This window comes from Acetobacter sp. (assembly GCF_047723915.1).
Classification (GTDB): Bacteria; Pseudomonadota; Alphaproteobacteria; order Acetobacterales; family Acetobacteraceae; genus Acetobacter.
The window spans coordinates 101319-117856 of the sequence record NZ_JBDOBQ010000007.1 but is presented as its reverse complement, the minus strand read 5'-3'; the positions used below and the strand labels follow the sequence as shown (position 1 = coordinate 117856).

Below are 16538 nucleotides of genomic sequence, written 5' to 3'. Positions count from 1 at the left end.
GGCAATACCCCTGCCTGACAAAGCAGGGCCTGCGCAAAACCTGCCATGTCAAAAAACTTTAACAGCGTCGGCAGGGGGCAGGCTGTCAGGCGTGTGAGGGGCGGGTTGTCGGTGTCGTTCAGTACCAGGTGCGCACGCCAAAGGTAAAGCGCAGGTCCTCCGGTCCGCTTGCGGGTGCGTGCCGTCCGGTTGGCATATGGCTGGCCGTGTCGCCATAATGGCCCGTATAGGTCAAGGCAATATAGGGGGCCACCTTGCGCGTGAACTCGTAGCGCAGGCGCAGCCCGGCATCGATATCGGAAAAACCCGCACTGGTGTCACGCGCTGTGTCGGTGCGGGAATAAAAGTTCAGTTCCGCCTGTGGCTGAAGGATCAGCCGGTTGGTAATCAGCAGGTCGTATGAGCCTTCGAGCTTGCCCGCAACGCCCCGGCTGTTGAAATAGGCCGTGGCCGATACGTCGAAAAAATACAGCGCCAGCCCCTGTACCCCCACAGCACCCCAGGCCCGCACAGGCCCACTGTCCAGATCGAGCCGAACGCCGGTCTGCACGTCGAAATAGGTGGAAATGGCGCGGTCATACAGCAGTTCATGGTCGCCGTCGGTCATGGTGCCGTGCCTGTCCACACTGCCTTCGGATTTGAGCCAGAGCTTGTTGTAGTCACTCCCGTACCATGCCTGGCCCGAATAGCGGAACAGGGAGCCCCCCGCGCTGTAACGGCCTTCCATCTGGTCCATCAGCACATGCAGATAGGTACCACGGTCCATGACGGGCGGCATGTCATGCACGTAGCGTATGTGTGGCACGGGTGGCGCTGTCGCGGGCCAGCGCGCATCCGGCGTCAGGGGAGGGAGGGCGACATGAACGCCGCCAGCTCCCTTGCTGCCCCTGCCTGCCCCACCGGGTAACATGGCGGGTGCCGGCTGCTCGCCCCGGGGTGTGGCCGGTGGCCGGGTGGGCAGGGTATCCGGGAGGGAATGGGCATGGTGCGACCCCCTGGGGGGCACAGGCGCTGTGCCCGGTTTCGGCCCCGGCGGGGCTGCATGTCGTGTCATGCCGGACATGTCGCCCATATCGTTCATCCCGGCCATATCGTCCATGCCATCCATGTCGGGCATGGTGTCCATATCCGTATGTTGGTGTGTTGTGGCATGGGGGGCGACAGGCATGGCCATGCCCGGCATGGTGTTCGCATTATTGCCGGCAACAGGCCCCGGCGGTGTGCCCTGCGCGGCAAAGGTGCCGCAAAAGGCTGTCAGCATGCCAGCCAGTAAGCCGAAGAGCGGTGGAGCAACGCCTGTTTTCATGACACCACCACCGTGCGGAACATGCCCAGATCCATATGATAGAGTAGGTGGCAATGGAACGCCCACAGGCCGGGCGTATCGGCGGTGACCAGATAGCTCAGCCGGCTGCCCGGCTGGGAGATGATCGTATGTTTGACCGGGTTGTAGGCTCCCTGGCCATTTTCAAGCTCGCTCCATAACCCATGCAGGTGAACGGGGTGTTCCATCATGGTGTCGTTGATCAGCACAAAGCGTACCCGTTCGCCCAGACGCAGGGGTATGGGGTCTGCCTCGGAGAATTTTTTGCCGTCAAAACCCCAGATATAGCGTTCCATATTGCCGGTCAGGTGCAGCGTGATCCGGCGTGAGGGCGGGCGCGGGTCCACGGCAGGGCGCATGGCCCGCAGGTCGGCATAGGTCAGGACGCGGCGGCCGTTATTGTGCAGCCCATCGCCGGGGTCGGCCAGCTGGTCGGTGGGCATGGCCGCCACGTTCTGGTTTTCCACATTCAGCGGCGGGGGGCGGGTGGGTTCGGGCATGGTCATGCTGCCATGGGCATGGCTGCCGCCATTGTGGTCCATGCCGGGCATACCGGGCATATTGGTCATACGCCCCATGTCCTGCATGTTCCCCATGGCTTTCATGCCGTCATGGGCCATGCCCATATCCACCATGCTGCGGACCGGTCGCGGGTCCATGGGGGGTATGGGGCCTGCCTGTCCCATATGCGTGGCCAGCGTGCCGCGCGCATAGCCTGTCCGGTCCTCGCTCTGGGCAAAAATGGTATAGGCCCTGTCATCGGTCGGCTGCACGATGCAGTCATAGGTTTCGGCAACGCCTATGCGGAATTCATCGACCGTGACAGGGGCCACCGCATTGCCGTCAGCCTGGATCACGTCCATGCTCAGGCCCGGAATGCGGATATCGTAGAACGTCATGGCCGACGCGTTGATGAAACGCAGCCTGATGCGTTCGCCCGGCCGGAACAGCCCGGTCCAGTTTGCGTCGGGGGTGTGCCCGTTCAGCAGGTAGGTGTAGATAATGCCGCTGACATCGGCAATGTCGGTGGCCGACATGTTCATGCCCGCCCATTGCAGCCGGTCTTTCAGCACCGGTCCCACGCCGGACCGCGCGGCGTCGGGGAAAAACGACGCCACGCTGCGCTGGCGGAAATTGTAGTAGTCGCTCTGGAATTTCAGGTTGCTGACGATGTCGCGCGGGTCCACGTCCGACCAGTCGGAAAGCAGGATCACGTAATCGCGGTCGTAGCGAAGCGGTTCGCTGTCGCGCGGGTCAATGACAATGGCGCCATAGACCCCCAGGGCTTCCTGCATGTTGGAATGGCTGTGGTACCAGTACGTGCCGCTCTGCCGCACGGGAAAGCGGTAGGTAAAGGTGCCGCCCGCCGGAATGCCGCCAAAGCTCAGCCCGGGCACGCCGTCCATGTCGGCCGGACAGCGAATGCCATGCCAGTGGATGGAGGTCTCTTCCTCCAGGGTATTGTGGACGTTCAGCGTGACCGTATCGCCCTCGCGCCAGCGCAGGACGGGACCGGGTACGCCGCCATTGACGGTAGGCGCATGCTGGGGGCGGTCCAGAATACGCAGTCTTGCCCGCTCTATGACAAGATCGTACTCGCTGGCGGAAGTGGGGGGTACCTGCCCGGCTGGCAGGGGGGCTGCGTGTGCGGCGCGGGGCAGGGCAGTCAAAGCCGCAAGTGCGCCAGCCCCGGTCATGAACCGGCGGCGCGTCGGGCCCCTTGCCCCGGATGGGAGAAAAACAGGCATGGTCGGTCGTCCGTTAGGCACGCCATGGCAGCAAGGCCTGGCTCTGCGCTGTTACGTGAAGGGGCGTGGCCCATCAACTCGGTCAGGCGGCGTGCGGTCGGGGCGGGGGCAGTAACGGTGTCGTGCGTTGTCCGGGCAGAACGGTGGCGGCGCTCAGGGGGGCTGGCTCGCGCAGGTGCCAGAACATAGCGGGCGGAATGCCCGGCATGGACAAAAACATGGCTGAAAACTGCGAACCGGTATCGCAGCAGGGCATGGTATGCTGGTGGTGTGCTGCATGCGCCAGATGCTGGCCCGGCACATGGCCGGATACACCAGCCACGCCACCAGCGCAGTCCGGGCAGGGATAATGCGTGGCAGGACTGGGCAGGGCAGGCACCTGGGTAAGGGCCCACACACTCACACCTGCCGGTCGAAACAGCCCGGGGTCTGGCTGCAAGGCATGGGTATGACCCCCGTCGCAAGGCATGTCGGTGCGTGCGGTGGCGGCTGTCGCGGAATGGGGAAAAAAGCCAGCATGTGCCGCAAAGCCCGGCATGGCGTGGCCAGCCCGGACCGTACCCAGCCCAACCCCCAGGCAGAACAGGCATGTCACAGTCATGGCAAGCCAGCGTATCATGACTTGAATATACCCCCAGGGGGCATATATGGCAACAGGCGGGGTCATGATGCATGGGGCGCGGCGGGCTGGAAATTCATGCTTGGAAAGTCCCGGTCGAAACTGGCAGGTTCGCGCTGTATGGCAAGCGAGGGTGGCTGGCTGACTGATCGGCTGGTTAGCTGGCGGGCGGACTCGTGGGCTGGCTGGTGCATGGCCAGCGGGGCCGGGCCTTGTCCCGCTCATATCGTGGCAGGTGGGTGCAGGAACGGAGTAGTGTTGGGTATGAACCAGACAGTCAGTTTTCCCGTTGGTGGCATGTCCTGCGCAAGCTGTGCGGCGCGGGTTGAAAAAGTGCTGAACAGGCTGGATGGCGTTCAGGCTTCAGTCAATTTTGCCACAGGTCGCGCGCAGGTCAGCCTGCCTGACGGCGCAGCCCCCCTTGCAACTGTGCTGGCCGCTGTGGACAAGGCAGGCTTTACGGTGGAACGCCAGACCGTGGATCTGGCCCTGACAGGGTTGAGCTGCGCCAGTTGCGTGAACCGGGTGGAAAAGGCGCTGAACGCCCTCCCGTCGGTAGAGGCCACGGTCAACCTTGCCACAGAGCGCGCGCATGTAAGCTTTGCGCAGGGCGTGGTGGACAGTGCTGCCCTGATCGCCGCGGTCGAAAAAACGGGATATGGCGCACGTCTCTACCAGCCCGAGCCCGCCGGGCCGGACGTCGCGGGGGCGCAGGCTCATGGCGCGCGGGCCAGGGGGCCTTGGCTTGAATTCGTGCTGGCTGCTGTGCTGAGCATCCCTTTTGTCGTGCAGATGCTGGCCATGATGGCGGGCTACCACATGCTGGACATGCCGCGCCTGCTCCAGTTCGGGCTGGCGGCGGTGGTGCTGTTCTGGTGCGGGCGCGGTCTGTACGCGGCGGCCTGGCACGCGGTGCGTAACGGTGCCGCGACCATGGATGTGTTGGTTGTACTGGGAACCGGCGTGGCCTTCGTGTTCAGCACCGTTGTTACGGTCATGGGGCTGGACCAGCCGGTCTATTTCGAGGCCGCGGCCCTTGTCGTGACGCTGGTGCTGCTGGGCCGACTGCTGGAATCCCGCGCCAAGGCCCGGGCGCGCGCGGGCATGGAAAGCCTTTTGCGCCTGCAACCGCGTATGGCCCATGTCGAACGGGGTGGCGACGTGGTGGACGAACCGGTCGAACATCTGGGCGTGGGGGACGTGTTCGTGGTCCGGCCCGGTGAGAGCATTCCGGTGGACGGAACGGTGCGGTCCGGCGCATCCGAGGTGAACGAAGCCATGCTGACCGGTGAGAGCGTTCCCGTGGCCAAGACCGCAGGTGCCGGGGTATTTGCAGGCACCGTCAACCAGACGGGTGCCCTGCGGGTCGCGGCAACCGGCGTGGGGGAACAGACCGTTCTGGCCAGCATCGTGCGGATGGTGCAGCAGGCCCAGGGCAGCAAGGCCAGTGTGCAGCGGCTGGCTGACGAGGTTTCAGCCATTTTTGTGCCTGCCGTACTGGGCCTTGCGGCGCTGACCTTCGGGCTGGGCTGGTGGATCATGGGGGACATGACAGCCGCTCTGGTCAATGCGGTGTCGGTTCTGGTCATTGCCTGCCCGTGTTCGCTGGGGCTGGCTACACCGACTGCCATCATGGTGGGTACGGGGCTTGGGGCCAGGGCGGGAATTCTGTTTCGCAATGCCGATGCGCTGGAACAGGCCCGCAGGCTGACAACGCTGGTGCTGGATAAAACCGGCACACTCACCCTTGGGCGTCCCGGTGTAACGGCCATGCAGCCGGCTCCGGGCGTGGATTCTGCCGATCTGCTGCGTATCGCCAGCGCGCTGGAACAGAACTCCGAGCACCCGCTGGCGCGTGCGGTCATGGACTGCGCGCAAGCCCATTCCATTTCCGTGCCTGCGCTGGCCGACTTCAAGGCCGTGCCGGGGCAGGGTGTGACCGGGGTGGTCGAGGGTCAGGCCGTGCTGCTGGGTTCGCCCGCGTTTTTGCAGGCTGGCGGGTGTGCTGTGGATGAAACGCTAGTCCACAACTGGCAGGACCGGGGGCACACGGTCATAGGTGTGGCGCGGGCGGGCAGCGTACTGGGGTACCTGGCCCTTGCCGATCAGATCCGCCCCGAGGCGCGCGATGCGGTGGCGGCCTTGCGGCACCGTGGCCTGAACGTGGTGATGCTGACCGGCGACAATGAAAGAAGTGCCCGTATGGTGGCGGGCCAGGTCGGGATCGGGACAGTTCTGGCCGGCGTGCTGCCAGGTGGCAAAGCGGCTGAGATTACCCGCCTTAAAGGACCGGACACATGCGTGGCCATGGTAGGGGACGGTATAAACGACGCACCGGCCCTGGCATCCGCCGATGTCAGCTTCGCGATCGGGGCAGGGGCGGCCATTGCCCTGGAAACGGCGGATGTGGTGCTGGTGCGCAGCAACCTTATGGCGCTGGTCGATGCCATTGCCCTGTCGCATGCGACAGTGAGCAAAATCCGGCAGAACCTGTTTTTTGCGTTTATCTACAATATTCTGGGGCTGCCGCTGGCGGCATTCGGCCTGCTCGACCCCGTGGTGGCGGGGGCGGCCATGGCGTTCAGTTCGGTTTCGGTCGTCAGCAATTCGCTGCTGCTCAACCGCTGGAAGCCGCATGGCTGAACATGTCCGGTCATACCCGGGCGGCGGTTCAGCCAGCGTGCGATTTTAAAGGGCAGCAGGGTCGGGGTGGGGCTGCATGCCAACTGAGTTCCAGTTGCGTGCCAGCCGCATGGCGGCCTTTGCTCCATTCTTGGCCCCTGTTTTCAGCGCCCGCTTTTCAGCCCCCGTTGGGGACCAGTCGCGCCAGAGTGCGTTCCCGCCCGATCAGGGGCAGGAGGTCGCGCAGTTCGGGGCCGTGTTCTTCCCCCGTCAGGGCGACACGCAGGGGGTGGAACAGCGCCTTGCCCGAGCGGCCGGTCTGGTCGCGCACGCTTGCGGTCCAGGTTTTCCAGCTTGTCTGGTCCCACGGTTCGGGCGGGAGCAGGCTTGCGGCTTCCCTCAGAAAGCTGTCTTCCCCATCCTGCACGGGGGGAATGATGTCTTCCGTCGTGACCTGGAACCACAGCCGCGCCTCGGACAGCAGGTCGATATTGCTGCGAATGGCCAGCCAGAATGCCTCGGTCGCGCCGGGGGGCAGACGCTCGGCAACTGCCGTGAACGGTGTCTGTGAAAGTAGCTTGTGGTTCAGCCCCAGCAACTGGCGCGTATCGAACCGCGCGGCCGACCGCGAGATATGCGACAGATCATACTGTTTGGCCTGCTCGGCAAAGGGCAGAAGTGCCGGGTCGTCGGAACTGCCCAGGCGGGCCAGATAGGCCACCAGGGCCTCGGCCTCCACACCGTCCTGACGCAGGGTGCGCAGGGAACACGCATCGAACCGCTTGGACAGCTTGCCGCCGTTTTCGTCCAGCAGCAGCGGCAGATGCGCGAAGCGGAAATGCTCGGGCCGTGCCCCAAGGGCATTGGCAATGTCGATCTGCACGCCGGTATTGGTAACGTGGTCTTCCCCACGGATAATATGGGTAATGCCGCTTTCCAGATCATCCACGACCGAGGCCAGTGTATACAGCACGGTGCCGTCCGTGCGGACCAGCACCGGGTCCGAGACCGAAGGCAGCTTGACCTGGCAATCCCCCATCACCAGGTCGCGCCAGCGCATGATGGTGTCCGACAGTTTGAAGCGCCAGTAAGGAACCTTGCCGTTGGCTTCGGCCTGGGCGCGCTGCTGGGCGGTCATTTTCAGCATTGCGCGGTCGTAAACGGGGGCGCGGCGCTGACGGATCTGGGTCTCGCGCTTGGCGGCCAGTTCGTGTTCGCTTTCAAAGCAGGGGTAAAGCCTGCCGCTCTCCTTCAGCACCTCTATGGCGCGGGCGTAGCGGGCCAGCCGTTCGCTCTGGCGGAAGGTTTCGTTCCATTCCACACCCAGCCATGACAGGTCCTGCCGGATCGCCTCGACCAGTTCCTCGCGCGAGCGGGCGGTGTCGGTATCGTCTATGCGGAGTTGAAACTGTCCACCATGTTTGCGGGCGTACAGGGCGTTGGCAATGGCAAGACGGGCATTGCCAACGTGCAGAAGGCCGGTAGGGCTGGGCGCGAAGCGAAGTTTCATGACCGAGGCTTATGCCGTGAATGGCGCAAAAACGCCAGAGGCAACGCGAGAGACAGGCAGGCCGCCCGCTTACAGATGCGCGGGCCCCGTGGGCGGGGTATAGCCGTCTTCATCGTCCTCGCCGTCGCCATAGGCTTCGGCAATCGCGGCTTCGTCGTCTTCCACAAGACGGCGCGGGTCCAGCATGCGCCAGTCGCGTTCCATGGCGGTGGCCGGTGTGGCGGTAAAATCGTCCAGTTCGTTGGCCGAGCGCCAGCCATCGTCCCCGGCGTCGATCACCTGCGCATCTTCCCCGAAGGTAAACCACGCTTGCAGCACATCACGGGCGGAGGCACCGGGCACGCGGCAGCGTTCTATACTGTCGCGCACGTAAGCGCGGGCAAAGGCGTTGGCATGGGCCAGGTCATGAAAAACACCGACATTTTCAAGCGTGTTGTCGTCCTCCGGGGCGGAAAGGTCCAGAATGCGCACTTTCCAGCCTTCGGGCTCCTGCGTGCCGGGGGTAGCGTCCTGCGTGTCGGCGTTCTCGGTCATGGTTCAGTTGTCTCCGCCTTTTGGGGCCGGGCTGACGGGAAAAGAAATTCCCGTCCGATTTTCACCCGCTCCACCCCGTCATAGGCAATGATATCGGTTGTGGCGTAGGTCTCGTTCCACCATTCGGGTATATAGGAACCTGTGCCCACGACGTCTACCGGGGCACGTGCGTCGGCCATGCAGGCGCATTTGGTCACCCCGAACCCCGATGATGCGACAATCCGCACCTTGGGAAAGCCGGCTTCGTCCAGGGCTTCGCGCATTTTCCAGATCGCGGCGGCCGATACGCCGGTGCCGATCAGGTAACGCAGTTCCTTGTCGGAACGGAAACGGCGCAGTGCCTCGGGGGCATGACGGTTGACCACCGCATAGGATTCCTGCGGGTTCAGCCCTTCCATGAAGCGGCCGCCATGCGTGTCCAGCCGTACCGAAAGCCTGCCTTCGGCCGCAAGGTCGGGAAAACGGCGGCATACCGCCAGCGCGTCCGTAACTTCCTGCCCGAAGTAGTCCACCAGCACGACCAGATCGGTCTCGGGGAATTCCTCATGGAACATTTCTGCCGCCCGCACGGTCGATCCGGCATACCCGATCAGCGCGTGCGGCATGGTGCCAAGACCGTGGGGCGTTTCGAAAAACGGGGCCACGGCGTCATTGGCGGTGCCGACAAACCCTATGGCGCCGTCGCGGCGCGCGGCCCGCCCCCCGACAGAGGCGGCATAGGCCATCAGTTCCTGCATTTCGTATCCTGCGCAGTGGCGGGCATCCATGGCCAGAAAACGTGTGCGCGGGAGAGAAAGGGCAATCTGGTAGGCGCGGTGGGCGGCAACGCAGGGGCTGCCCAGCTTTTGCAGCAGCAGCGTTTCAAGGTCGGCCAGATGCGTGAAGGAGCCGGTAATGTAAACCAGCGGTTCCCCCGCACCCACCCATTCCCCTTCGGGGTGGAGCACATCGACCGAATACGGGCTGTTGCGCTCCGCCATGACGTTTGCCAGCCAGGCCAGCATCATGGCCGGGGCCGAAACCACCGGCCTGCGGATGAAAAACGCGTAGGTGACGGTGCAGTCCCCGAAGCGGCTGACGATCTGCCGGGTGCGGTTGAAGTAGGAATCGGTCCGGGCCCGAATGTCCTCTGCCGGGAGCGCGGCGGCAGCCTGCGCATCGGCCACGCCGGGTGGAAATTCGTTCGGGGGGGAGGCTATCATGCGCGGTCTGCTCTTTTCGCCAGTGGCACTGTCGGCATGATGGGCATTGCGGGCGGCGGCGTAAAGGCCACCACCCGTGTGTGTGATCGCGCGACCGGGTGCGCGATCAGCCCCGGGCGGAGAGCTTGCCCGTCAGTTCCTCGGCGATCAGGAAGGCGAGTTCGAGCGACTGTTCCGCGTTCAGGCGGGGGTCGCAGAATGTCTCATAACGGTCGCCCAGGTCGGCTTCGGTCAGGCAATGGGCCCCGCCGACGCACTCCGTCACATCCTGTCCGGTCATTTCCAGATGGACACCGCCCGCAGGCACGCCTTCTGCCGCACAGACCGCGAAAAAGCCCTTCACTTCCTGCATCACGGCATCGAAAGAGCGTGTCTTCACTTTCTGCTGAGTGGAGATGGTGTTGCCGTGCATGGGGTCGCTCAGCCATGTGACGGCACGCCCCGTTCCCTTGACCGCCCGCATGAGCGGGGGCAGGAATTCCTCGATCTTGGTGGCCCCCATGCGCGAGATCAGGGTAATGCGCCCGGCTTCGTTCGTGGGGTTCAGGATCTCGGTCAGGCGCTTGATGTCGTCCACGCTGGTCGTGGGACCGACCTTGATGCCGATGGGGTTGCGCACCCCGCGCAGGAATTCGACATGCGCGCCATCGGGCTGGCGGGTTCTGTCCCCGATCCAGACAAAATGGGCCGAGCAGTCATACCATTCGCCCGACGTGGAATCGACACGGGTCAGCGCCTGCTCATACGGCAGAAGCAGCGCCTCGTGCGAGGTGTAGAATTCCGTCTCGTCCACCTGTGCGGAAGACGCGGCATCGATCCCGCAGGCCTGCATGAAGGCAAGGGTCTCGCCAATGCGTTCGGCCATGGCGCGGTAGCGTGATTCCAGCGGCGAGCGTTTGACAAAGCCCAGGTTCCAGCGGTGCACCTCATGCAGGTTGGCATAGCCCCCGCGTGAGAAGGCGCGCAGCAGGTTCTGGATTCCGGCTGACTGGAAATAGCCGGTTTCCATCCGCACGGGGTCGGGAATACGCGCCTCGGGCGTGAAGTCCGGTCCGTTGATGATATCGCCCCGGTAAGACGGCAGGCTGACGCCATCGACCGTTTCCATGTCCGCGGAACGCGGCTTGGCGAACTGCCCGGCCATGCGCCCCATCTTGATGACAGGAACCTTGGCGCCAAAGGTCAGGACAACGGCCATCTGCAACAGCACGCGGAACGTGTCGCGCACGATGTCGGCCTTGAATTCACCGAAACTTTCGGCACACGGCCCGCCCTGCAGCACAAAGGCCTTGCCCTGGCTTGCCAGCGCAAGCTGGTTGCGCAGGCGGCGTACTTCCCCCGCGAACACCAGCGGCGGATAGGCGCCAAGCCGTTCTTCCACCGCGCTGAGCGCCGCCGCGTCCGGATAGGTCGGCAGCTGCTTGACAGGAAACGAACGCCAGCTGTCCGGCATCCAGGTCGGAGACGTCGGGGTGGGCTGGGTGAGCGTTGCACTCATAACGCGGTTCCTGTCAGTTCCATATCTATGTCTAGGCACATAGTGAGGGGATGGGTGAAAACAACCCGGTCGGAGGCACTCCGCCGGAAAAGGAGTGCCTTTATGTCTAAAATGCATGAATTACGCAAATCCGATCTGGATCGTACCGCCCGCGATATGCCCTGCGCGGTGGCGAGCCATGCGTGAAACAGACCTTTGAGGCGTAAAGTCTGGATTTTTGTGAGCGGGATGCCATACTGAAAAACAAGTCCGCCGCTGCATGCCATGGTTGCGTGCGGCGGCGGTGTGTTCCTTTAGCCTGCGGGGTGATGCGCGATGGCGCTGCTGCGTGAACGATTTGTAACCGCCGCGTGCGGTTTATGCATGGGCGTCGGCCTGCTTGGCGGCGTCTCTGCCGCGTATGCCGACCCCGCTCTGACACCGGACGACAATGTCTCCTTCTCCGAAGGGAACGGGAACATGGCGACCGACGGCGCATCTAACGCCGGTTCCGAGAAAAAGACGGTGCACGGGCATCGCAGCCTGCCGCCCGGTTATCAGGACGCGCCGTCCATGGACTTCGAACATGGTGACGACCCGGACCACTTGGCCAAGATACAGCGCGACCCCGTGACGGGGGCCAATATCTCGCGCTATGGGTCCGCGTATCAGAGTTCGGGGCCGTTCGGGTCAGGCGGGGTGGGCGACGCTACAGGCGGAAGCTGGGTCATTCCCCGCTAAAGTGCCGCTTTTTCAGCTATCCAGTACGTGAATATGGGCCTGGCCGTGTGTCAGGTCCATGATCCGGGCACTGATCTCGTCCTGCCGTTCAGCAGCCAGCGCCAGAACGAACTGGGCGCCGTCAGCGTCAAAAAAAGGCTGTTCGGCCTCCACCTTCCATTCGGGCAGGCGACCCTGCATGAGGCCGACCAGCGAAAACGGGCAGTGAAAGGTCAGCTTCACGCGCTCGACAAGTTCTTCCTTGGGGGCGCCACGCAGGCACTCCGCGGCGGTGCCAGCATAGGCCCGCACCAGGCCGCCCGCACCCAGCTTGATCCCGCCGTACCAGCGCGACACGACAACCGCCACGCGGTCCAGCTTTTGCGCGGTGATAACCTGCAGGATCGGTCGGCCCGCCGTGCCCGAGGGTTCGCCGTCGTCATGGCAGCGGCAATGCGGCCCCACCTGCCAGGCCCAGCAGTGGTGTGTTGCGTCAGGTCCAGCCAGGGCCACGCGTGCTATGAAATCCTCTGCCTCCGCGACCGAGCCCACGGGCATGGCGGAGGCCAGGAACCGGCTTTTCTTGATATCCAGCTCCGCTGTAAAGGGGCCGGTAAGCGTCTGGGTCATGGGACAGGCATACAGTCTCGCCCTGTCCGGCAGCAAGGGGCTGGAGCGCTGCTTGCCAGCCCGGCATGCGCCACCCATATTGCGGGCATGGAGCAAAAAATGGCACTGTCGTGCCGGATGCCAAAGAAAAAGGGACTTACAGGCATGATGCCGTTACGCCGCAGACAATCGGCCCTGAAAATGTGCAAGATCGTGGCATGCCTGTCGGCACTTGCCCTGCCGGTCATGGTGAGCGGCCCCGCCTTGGCAGATGACGACTCGGATGGAGAAGGCATGCATACGCCCGCGCAAATGCGCAAGCTTGCCGACAAACCGCCATTGCCCCGCGCGCAGAGAGATTTTGCAAAATACCGTTTTCGCCCCAAGGGCGATAAAGTCATGGAACAGCCGGAGAACAATCGTCTCCTGTTCTGGACACAGGACGGCAGGCCCGACGGCTACGCCCAGCGGCGCGGCAATAGTGTGATTTATTACAACGCGCAGGGGCAGGCCACGCAGATCCAGCGCCTGACACCCGCCGAAATGGCTGACTGAGCGACAGGCCGGCTTTCGCCCCATCCACCCCGCTGTGTTGCAGCAGGGTGGAGCAGGGTCAGTTATTCATATCCACAATGTCGAGAATGGCCGCAGATGTTTCTTCGATGGAACGGCGCGTAACATCGATCACCGGCCAGTTATGGCGGCGGCACAGCCTGCGCGCCCAGTGCAGTTCCTCCTGCACTTTTTCCAGATCGACATAGGCGTAATCCGCGGCTGAGGCAGCCTGTCGGCGGCTTGGCATCATTTGCGAAAGCCTGTTGCGCCGGATCTCGATCAGGCGTTCAGGGTCGATCGTCAGGCCGATTACAGGTCTTTTGGTGGTAAACAGCGGGGCCGGTGGTTCAAGCCCCATGACCAGGGGGACGTTGGCTGCCTTGATTCCCCTGTTCGCCAGGTAGAAGCAGGTCGGCGTTTTTGACACGCGCGACACCCCGACCAGAATGACGTCGGCGTTGTCCAGCCCCTTGGTTTCCTGCCCGTCGTCATGGGCCAGCACGTAATGCATGGCCTCAATCCGCTGGTAGTAGTTTTCGTCCATGATGTACTGGCCGCCGGGGTGGCGTGTCGCGGCCTCGCCCGTTTCTTCGGTCAGAAAATGCAGGGCGTTGTCCAGTACGTCCAGCAGGCGGACCTGCATGCTGGCACACCCGGCTTCCATGTCGGCCTGCAGGGTAGGGTCTGTCAGGGATGACATGACCGGTCCGCGATCTAGCGCAATATTGCGCAGCACGCGCCTGAGCTGGATCTGGGTGCGAATAAGGTTCCAGTGCCGGAGCCTGACATCGGTATTGGGGAACTGCGCAATGCAGGCCCGTGCAACCGAATCGAGCGTCTGGCCTGTTGCTTCGGAGACGAGGTGAAGGGTGAGTTTGTTTTGCATGACGTCTAATTGAAAATGGCCGTCTCCTGCGAGACGGCCATTATGGTCTCAGGCTTTGACAGCTTTGTTGCTGCGTTCGGCAAGGGCGGCCTGGGCTGCGGCCAGACGTGCCACCGGCACGCGGAAGGGCGAGCACGATACGTAGTCCAGCCCCACTTCCTCGAAGAAGGAAATGGAAAGCGGGTCCCCACCATGTTCACCGCAGACCCCAAGCTTGAGATCGGGCTTGGCCGCACGGCCCTTTTCCACACCCATGCGCACAAGAGCGCCAACGCCCTCACGGTCGATGGAGATAAAGGGGTCCTGGGGTAGAAGGCCTTTTTCCACGTATTCCGGCAGGAAGGACCCTGCGTCATCACGGGACAGCCCGAGTGTCGTCTGCGTCAGGTCGTTGGTCCCGAACGAGAAGAAATCGGCACTCTGGGCAATCTGGTCCGCCGTGATCGCAGCACGCGGCAGTTCGATCATGGTGCCTATGGTGTAGGACAGCTTGGCCTTGCGTTCATCCAGCACGGCATTGAGCGTTGCCTCGCAGGATTTGCGCACGAGATCGAGTTCCGCCTTGGTGCCAACCAGCGGGATCATGATTTCGGGAATGACGGCCTTGCCGGTTTCGGCCGAAACATCCAGCGCCGCTTCCGCAATGGCGCGCACCTGCATGGCGTAGATTTCCGGGTAGCTGATGCCAAGGCGGCACCCGCGATGGCCCAGCATCGGGTTGGCTTCCGACAGGGCGGAGCGGCGGGCCCGCAGGCTTTCCACATCCTTGCCCAGCGCCTTGGCCACGTCAGCCAGTTCGCTTTCGCCATGCGGCAGGAACTCATGCAGCGGCGGGTCGAGCAGGCGCACCGTTACCGGCAGACCGGCCATGATCCGGAACAGGTCGGCAAAGTCGGACCGCTGGAACGGCAGCAGCGCATCAATTGCTCTGGCGCGAGCGGTCTCGCTATCGGCCATGATCATCTGGCGCACATGACCGATCCGGTCCGGGCCGAAGAACATGTGCTCGGTGCGGCACAGGCCAATGCCTTCCGCTCCGAACCGGCGCGCGGTCTGCGCATCTTCCGGGGTTTCGGCATTGGCGCGCACGCCAAGGCGGCGCACGGAATCGGCCCAACCCATAAGGGTTGCAAAATCGCCAGACAGCGTGGGCGGAATGGTCGGCACACGGCCGTTATAGACAGCCCCCGTGCCGCCATCGAGCGTGATCCAGTCCCCGGCCTTGAGAACATGGCCATCCACGCTCAGGGTCTGGGCCGCGTAGTCCACGGCAATGCCGCCGGCACCGGCCACGCATACACGGCCCATGCCGCGCGCCACGACGGCGGCGTGCGACGTCATGCCGCCACGCGTGGTCAGCACACCGCGGGCCGCGTGCATGCCATGCACGTCTTCGGGCGAGGTTTCGATTCGGACAAGAATGACATCCTCACCCTTGGCGGCGCGGTCTTCCACATCTTCAGCCGAAAACGCGATAATGCCCGTTGCGGCCCCAGGGGAGGCAGGCAGCCCGCGCGTCAGCAATTGGCGCTGGGCCTTGGGGTCCAGAACAGGGTGCAGAAGCTGGTCGAGAGAGGCCGGAGGCACGCGGGTTATCGCCTGCTCCTGCGTGATAAGGCCTTCCTTGGCCATGTCGATCGCAACACGCAGGGCGGCGGCGGCGGTACGCTTGCCCGAACGGGTCTGCAACAGATAGAGCTTGTTGGCCTGGACCGTGAATTCAATGTCCTGCATGTCGCGGTAATGGCGTTCAAGCAGGTCGCGGACCTTCAGCAGTTCCTGATAGGCGCCGGGCAGGACCGTCTCCATGGGGGACTGGCCTTCAACCGCGCGGCAGGCCGCCATGGGCTGCGGTGTGCGGATACCGGCCACCACGTCCTCGCCCTGGGCGTTGATCAGGTATTCGCCGTAGAAAATGTTTTCGCCGGTGGAGGGGTCGCGTGTGAAGCACACGCCCGTGGCGCAGTCGTCGCCCATGTTGCCGAACACCATGGACTGCACATTGACCGCCGTGCCCCAGCTTGCGGGAATGTCATGGAGCCTGCGATAGGTGTTGGCGCGCGGGTTCATCCACGATCCGAACACGGCGCCGATGGCACCCCAGAGCTGGTCCTTGGGGCTTTCGGGGAACGGGGTGCCGGTCTCGCGTTCGACAATCTGCTTGTAGCCCTTGACGACTTCCTGCCATTCCTCGGCGGTCAGGGCGGTGTCGTCATGCTTGCCGGTGGCGCGCTTGACCTGCTCCAGCAGGTCTTCAAAGCTGTGATGGGCCACCCCGAGCACGACCGAGCCGTACATCTGGATGAAACGGCGGTAGCTGTCCCATGCGAAGCGGGCATCGCCCGAGGACTCGACCAGTCCCTTGACCGTGGTGTCGTTCAGCCCCAGGTTGAGGACGGTGTCCATCATGCCCGGCATGGAAACGCGCGCACCCGAGCGGACAGAAACCAGCAGCGGCGCTTTGGCGTCGCCAAAGCGCAGGCCCATGGTCTTTTCGATCAGGCCCATCGCGGCTTCAAGCTGCGCCTCGAGATCGGCCGGATATTTGCGTCCGTTTTCGTAAAAGGCGGTACAGACCTCAGTGGTGATTGTAAATCCGGGGGGCACGGGCAGGCCGATATTGGCCATTTCAGCCAGATTGGCGCCCTTGCCGCCGAGAAGATTGCGCATTCCGGCGTTGCCTTCGCTGTGGCCCGCGCCGAAATTGTAGATCCACTTGGTCATGTTGCCGT

13 protein-coding genes are annotated in these 16538 nt (G+C 63.6%); 3 read left to right on the top strand and 10 right to left on the bottom strand.

From position 1 onward, the window contains the following. Positions 1 to 118: 118 nt before the first annotated feature. The 3 genes from ABF990_RS06275 to ABF990_RS06265 form a co-directional block, all read right to left on the bottom strand. Positions 119 to 1306, bottom strand: a complete 1188-nt coding sequence (locus tag ABF990_RS06275; RefSeq protein ID WP_415500206.1) for a copper resistance protein B — start codon at positions 1304 to 1306, stop codon at positions 119 to 121. After that, positions 1303 to 3072 (bottom strand): copper resistance system multicopper oxidase, encoded by a 1770-nt coding sequence (locus ABF990_RS06270; RefSeq protein ID WP_415500207.1) that lies wholly within the window; start codon positions 3070 to 3072, stop codon positions 1303 to 1305. The genes ABF990_RS06275 and ABF990_RS06270 overlap by 4 nt, the downstream gene beginning before the upstream one ends. An 82-nt stretch (positions 3073 to 3154) precedes the next feature. Next, the gene (locus ABF990_RS06265) at positions 3155 to 3691 is read right to left on the bottom strand and encodes a hypothetical protein (protein WP_415491597.1); all 537 of its coding nucleotides are present in this window, start codon (positions 3689 to 3691) and stop codon (positions 3155 to 3157) included. A 264-nt stretch (positions 3692 to 3955) separates the two neighbouring features. Here ABF990_RS06265 and ABF990_RS06260 point away from each other — a divergent pair, with 264 nt between their 5' ends. Then, complete coding sequence (locus ABF990_RS06260; RefSeq protein ID WP_415491598.1) at positions 3956 to 6334, top strand: heavy metal translocating P-type ATPase; 2379 nt, start codon at positions 3956 to 3958, stop codon at positions 6332 to 6334. A 157-nt stretch (positions 6335 to 6491) separates the two neighbouring features. On the opposite strand, the gene gltX is transcribed toward ABF990_RS06260, so the two are convergent. From gltX to ABF990_RS06240, 4 genes are all read right to left on the bottom strand, one after another. Beyond that, a complete protein-coding gene (gltX, locus tag ABF990_RS06255; protein ID WP_415491599.1) occupies positions 6492 to 7823 on the bottom strand; it encodes a glutamate--tRNA ligase in 1332 nt (443 codons plus the stop codon). 69 nt (positions 7824 to 7892) lie between these two features. Then, a complete protein-coding gene (locus ABF990_RS06250; RefSeq protein WP_415491600.1) occupies positions 7893 to 8357 on the bottom strand; it encodes a hypothetical protein in 465 nt (154 codons plus the stop codon). Continuing rightward, positions 8354 to 9559 carry a nicotinate phosphoribosyltransferase gene (locus tag ABF990_RS06245; RefSeq protein WP_415491601.1) on the bottom strand — a complete coding sequence of 402 codons (1206 nt, stop codon included), beginning with the start codon at positions 9557 to 9559 and terminating at the stop codon, positions 8354 to 8356. The genes ABF990_RS06250 and ABF990_RS06245 overlap by 4 nt, the downstream gene beginning before the upstream one ends. A gap of 106 nt (positions 9560 to 9665) precedes the next feature. Further along, positions 9666 to 11057 carry a class II 3-deoxy-7-phosphoheptulonate synthase gene (locus tag ABF990_RS06240; RefSeq protein ID WP_415491602.1) on the bottom strand — a complete coding sequence of 464 codons (1392 nt, stop codon included), beginning with the start codon at positions 11055 to 11057 and terminating at the stop codon, positions 9666 to 9668. 315 nt (positions 11058 to 11372) lie between these two features. On the opposite strand from ABF990_RS06240, the gene ABF990_RS06235 reads away from it, so the two are divergent. Then, complete coding sequence (locus ABF990_RS06235; protein ID WP_415491603.1) at positions 11373 to 11777, top strand: hypothetical protein; 405 nt, start codon at positions 11373 to 11375, stop codon at positions 11775 to 11777. Positions 11778 to 11789: 12 nt separating this feature from the next. On the opposite strand, the gene ABF990_RS06230 is transcribed toward ABF990_RS06235, so the two are convergent. Next, on the bottom strand, positions 11790 to 12386 hold the full coding sequence (locus ABF990_RS06230; RefSeq protein WP_415491605.1) for an IMPACT family protein: 597 nt from the start codon (positions 12384 to 12386) through the stop codon (positions 11790 to 11792). A gap of 144 nt (positions 12387 to 12530) precedes the next feature. Here ABF990_RS06230 and ABF990_RS06225 point away from each other — a divergent pair, with 144 nt between their 5' ends. Then, complete coding sequence (locus ABF990_RS06225; RefSeq protein ID WP_415491606.1) at positions 12531 to 12920, top strand: hypothetical protein; 390 nt, start codon at positions 12531 to 12533, stop codon at positions 12918 to 12920. Between the two features lie 58 nt (positions 12921 to 12978). On the opposite strand, the gene ABF990_RS06220 is transcribed toward ABF990_RS06225, so the two are convergent. Continuing rightward, on the bottom strand, positions 12979 to 13806 hold the full coding sequence (locus ABF990_RS06220; RefSeq protein WP_415491607.1) for a pyruvate, water dikinase regulatory protein: 828 nt from the start codon (positions 13804 to 13806) through the stop codon (positions 12979 to 12981). A 48-nt stretch (positions 13807 to 13854) separates the two neighbouring features. Then, complete coding sequence (gene ppdK, locus ABF990_RS06215) at positions 13855 to 16530, bottom strand: pyruvate, phosphate dikinase (RefSeq protein WP_415491608.1); 2676 nt, start codon at positions 16528 to 16530, stop codon at positions 13855 to 13857. Positions 16531 to 16538: the final 8 nt, after the last annotated feature.

Excerpts from the sequence above, each read along its gene's own strand:
- ABF990_RS06275 (WP_415500206.1), bottom strand. The coding sequence starts at position 1,306 with ATGAAAACAGGCGTTGCTCCACCGCTCTTCGGCTTACTGGCTGGCATG.
- ABF990_RS06270 (WP_415500207.1), bottom strand. The coding sequence starts at position 3,072 with ATGCCTGTTTTTCTCCCATCCGGGGCAAGGGGCCCGACGCGCCGCCGG.
- ABF990_RS06265 (WP_415491597.1), bottom strand. The coding sequence starts at position 3,691 with ATGATACGCTGGCTTGCCATGACTGTGACATGCCTGTTCTGCCTGGGG.
- ABF990_RS06260 (WP_415491598.1), top strand. The coding sequence starts at position 3,956 with ATGAACCAGACAGTCAGTTTTCCCGTTGGTGGCATGTCCTGCGCAAGC.
- gltX (WP_415491599.1), bottom strand. The coding sequence starts at position 7,823 with ATGAAACTTCGCTTCGCGCCCAGCCCTACCGGCCTTCTGCACGTTGGC.
- ABF990_RS06250 (WP_415491600.1), bottom strand. The coding sequence starts at position 8,357 with ATGACCGAGAACGCCGACACGCAGGACGCTACCCCCGGCACGCAGGAG.
- ABF990_RS06245 (WP_415491601.1), bottom strand. The coding sequence starts at position 9,559 with ATGATAGCCTCCCCCCCGAACGAATTTCCACCCGGCGTGGCCGATGCG.
- ABF990_RS06240 (WP_415491602.1), bottom strand. The coding sequence starts at position 11,057 with ATGAGTGCAACGCTCACCCAGCCCACCCCGACGTCTCCGACCTGGATG.
- ABF990_RS06235 (WP_415491603.1), top strand. The coding sequence starts at position 11,373 with ATGGCGCTGCTGCGTGAACGATTTGTAACCGCCGCGTGCGGTTTATGC.
- ABF990_RS06230 (WP_415491605.1), bottom strand. The coding sequence starts at position 12,386 with ATGACCCAGACGCTTACCGGCCCCTTTACAGCGGAGCTGGATATCAAG.
- ABF990_RS06225 (WP_415491606.1), top strand. The coding sequence starts at position 12,531 with ATGATGCCGTTACGCCGCAGACAATCGGCCCTGAAAATGTGCAAGATC.
- ABF990_RS06220 (WP_415491607.1), bottom strand. The coding sequence starts at position 13,806 with ATGCAAAACAAACTCACCCTTCACCTCGTCTCCGAAGCAACAGGCCAG.
- ppdK (WP_415491608.1), bottom strand. The coding sequence starts at position 16,530 with ATGACCAAGTGGATCTACAATTTCGGCGCGGGCCACAGCGAAGGCAAC.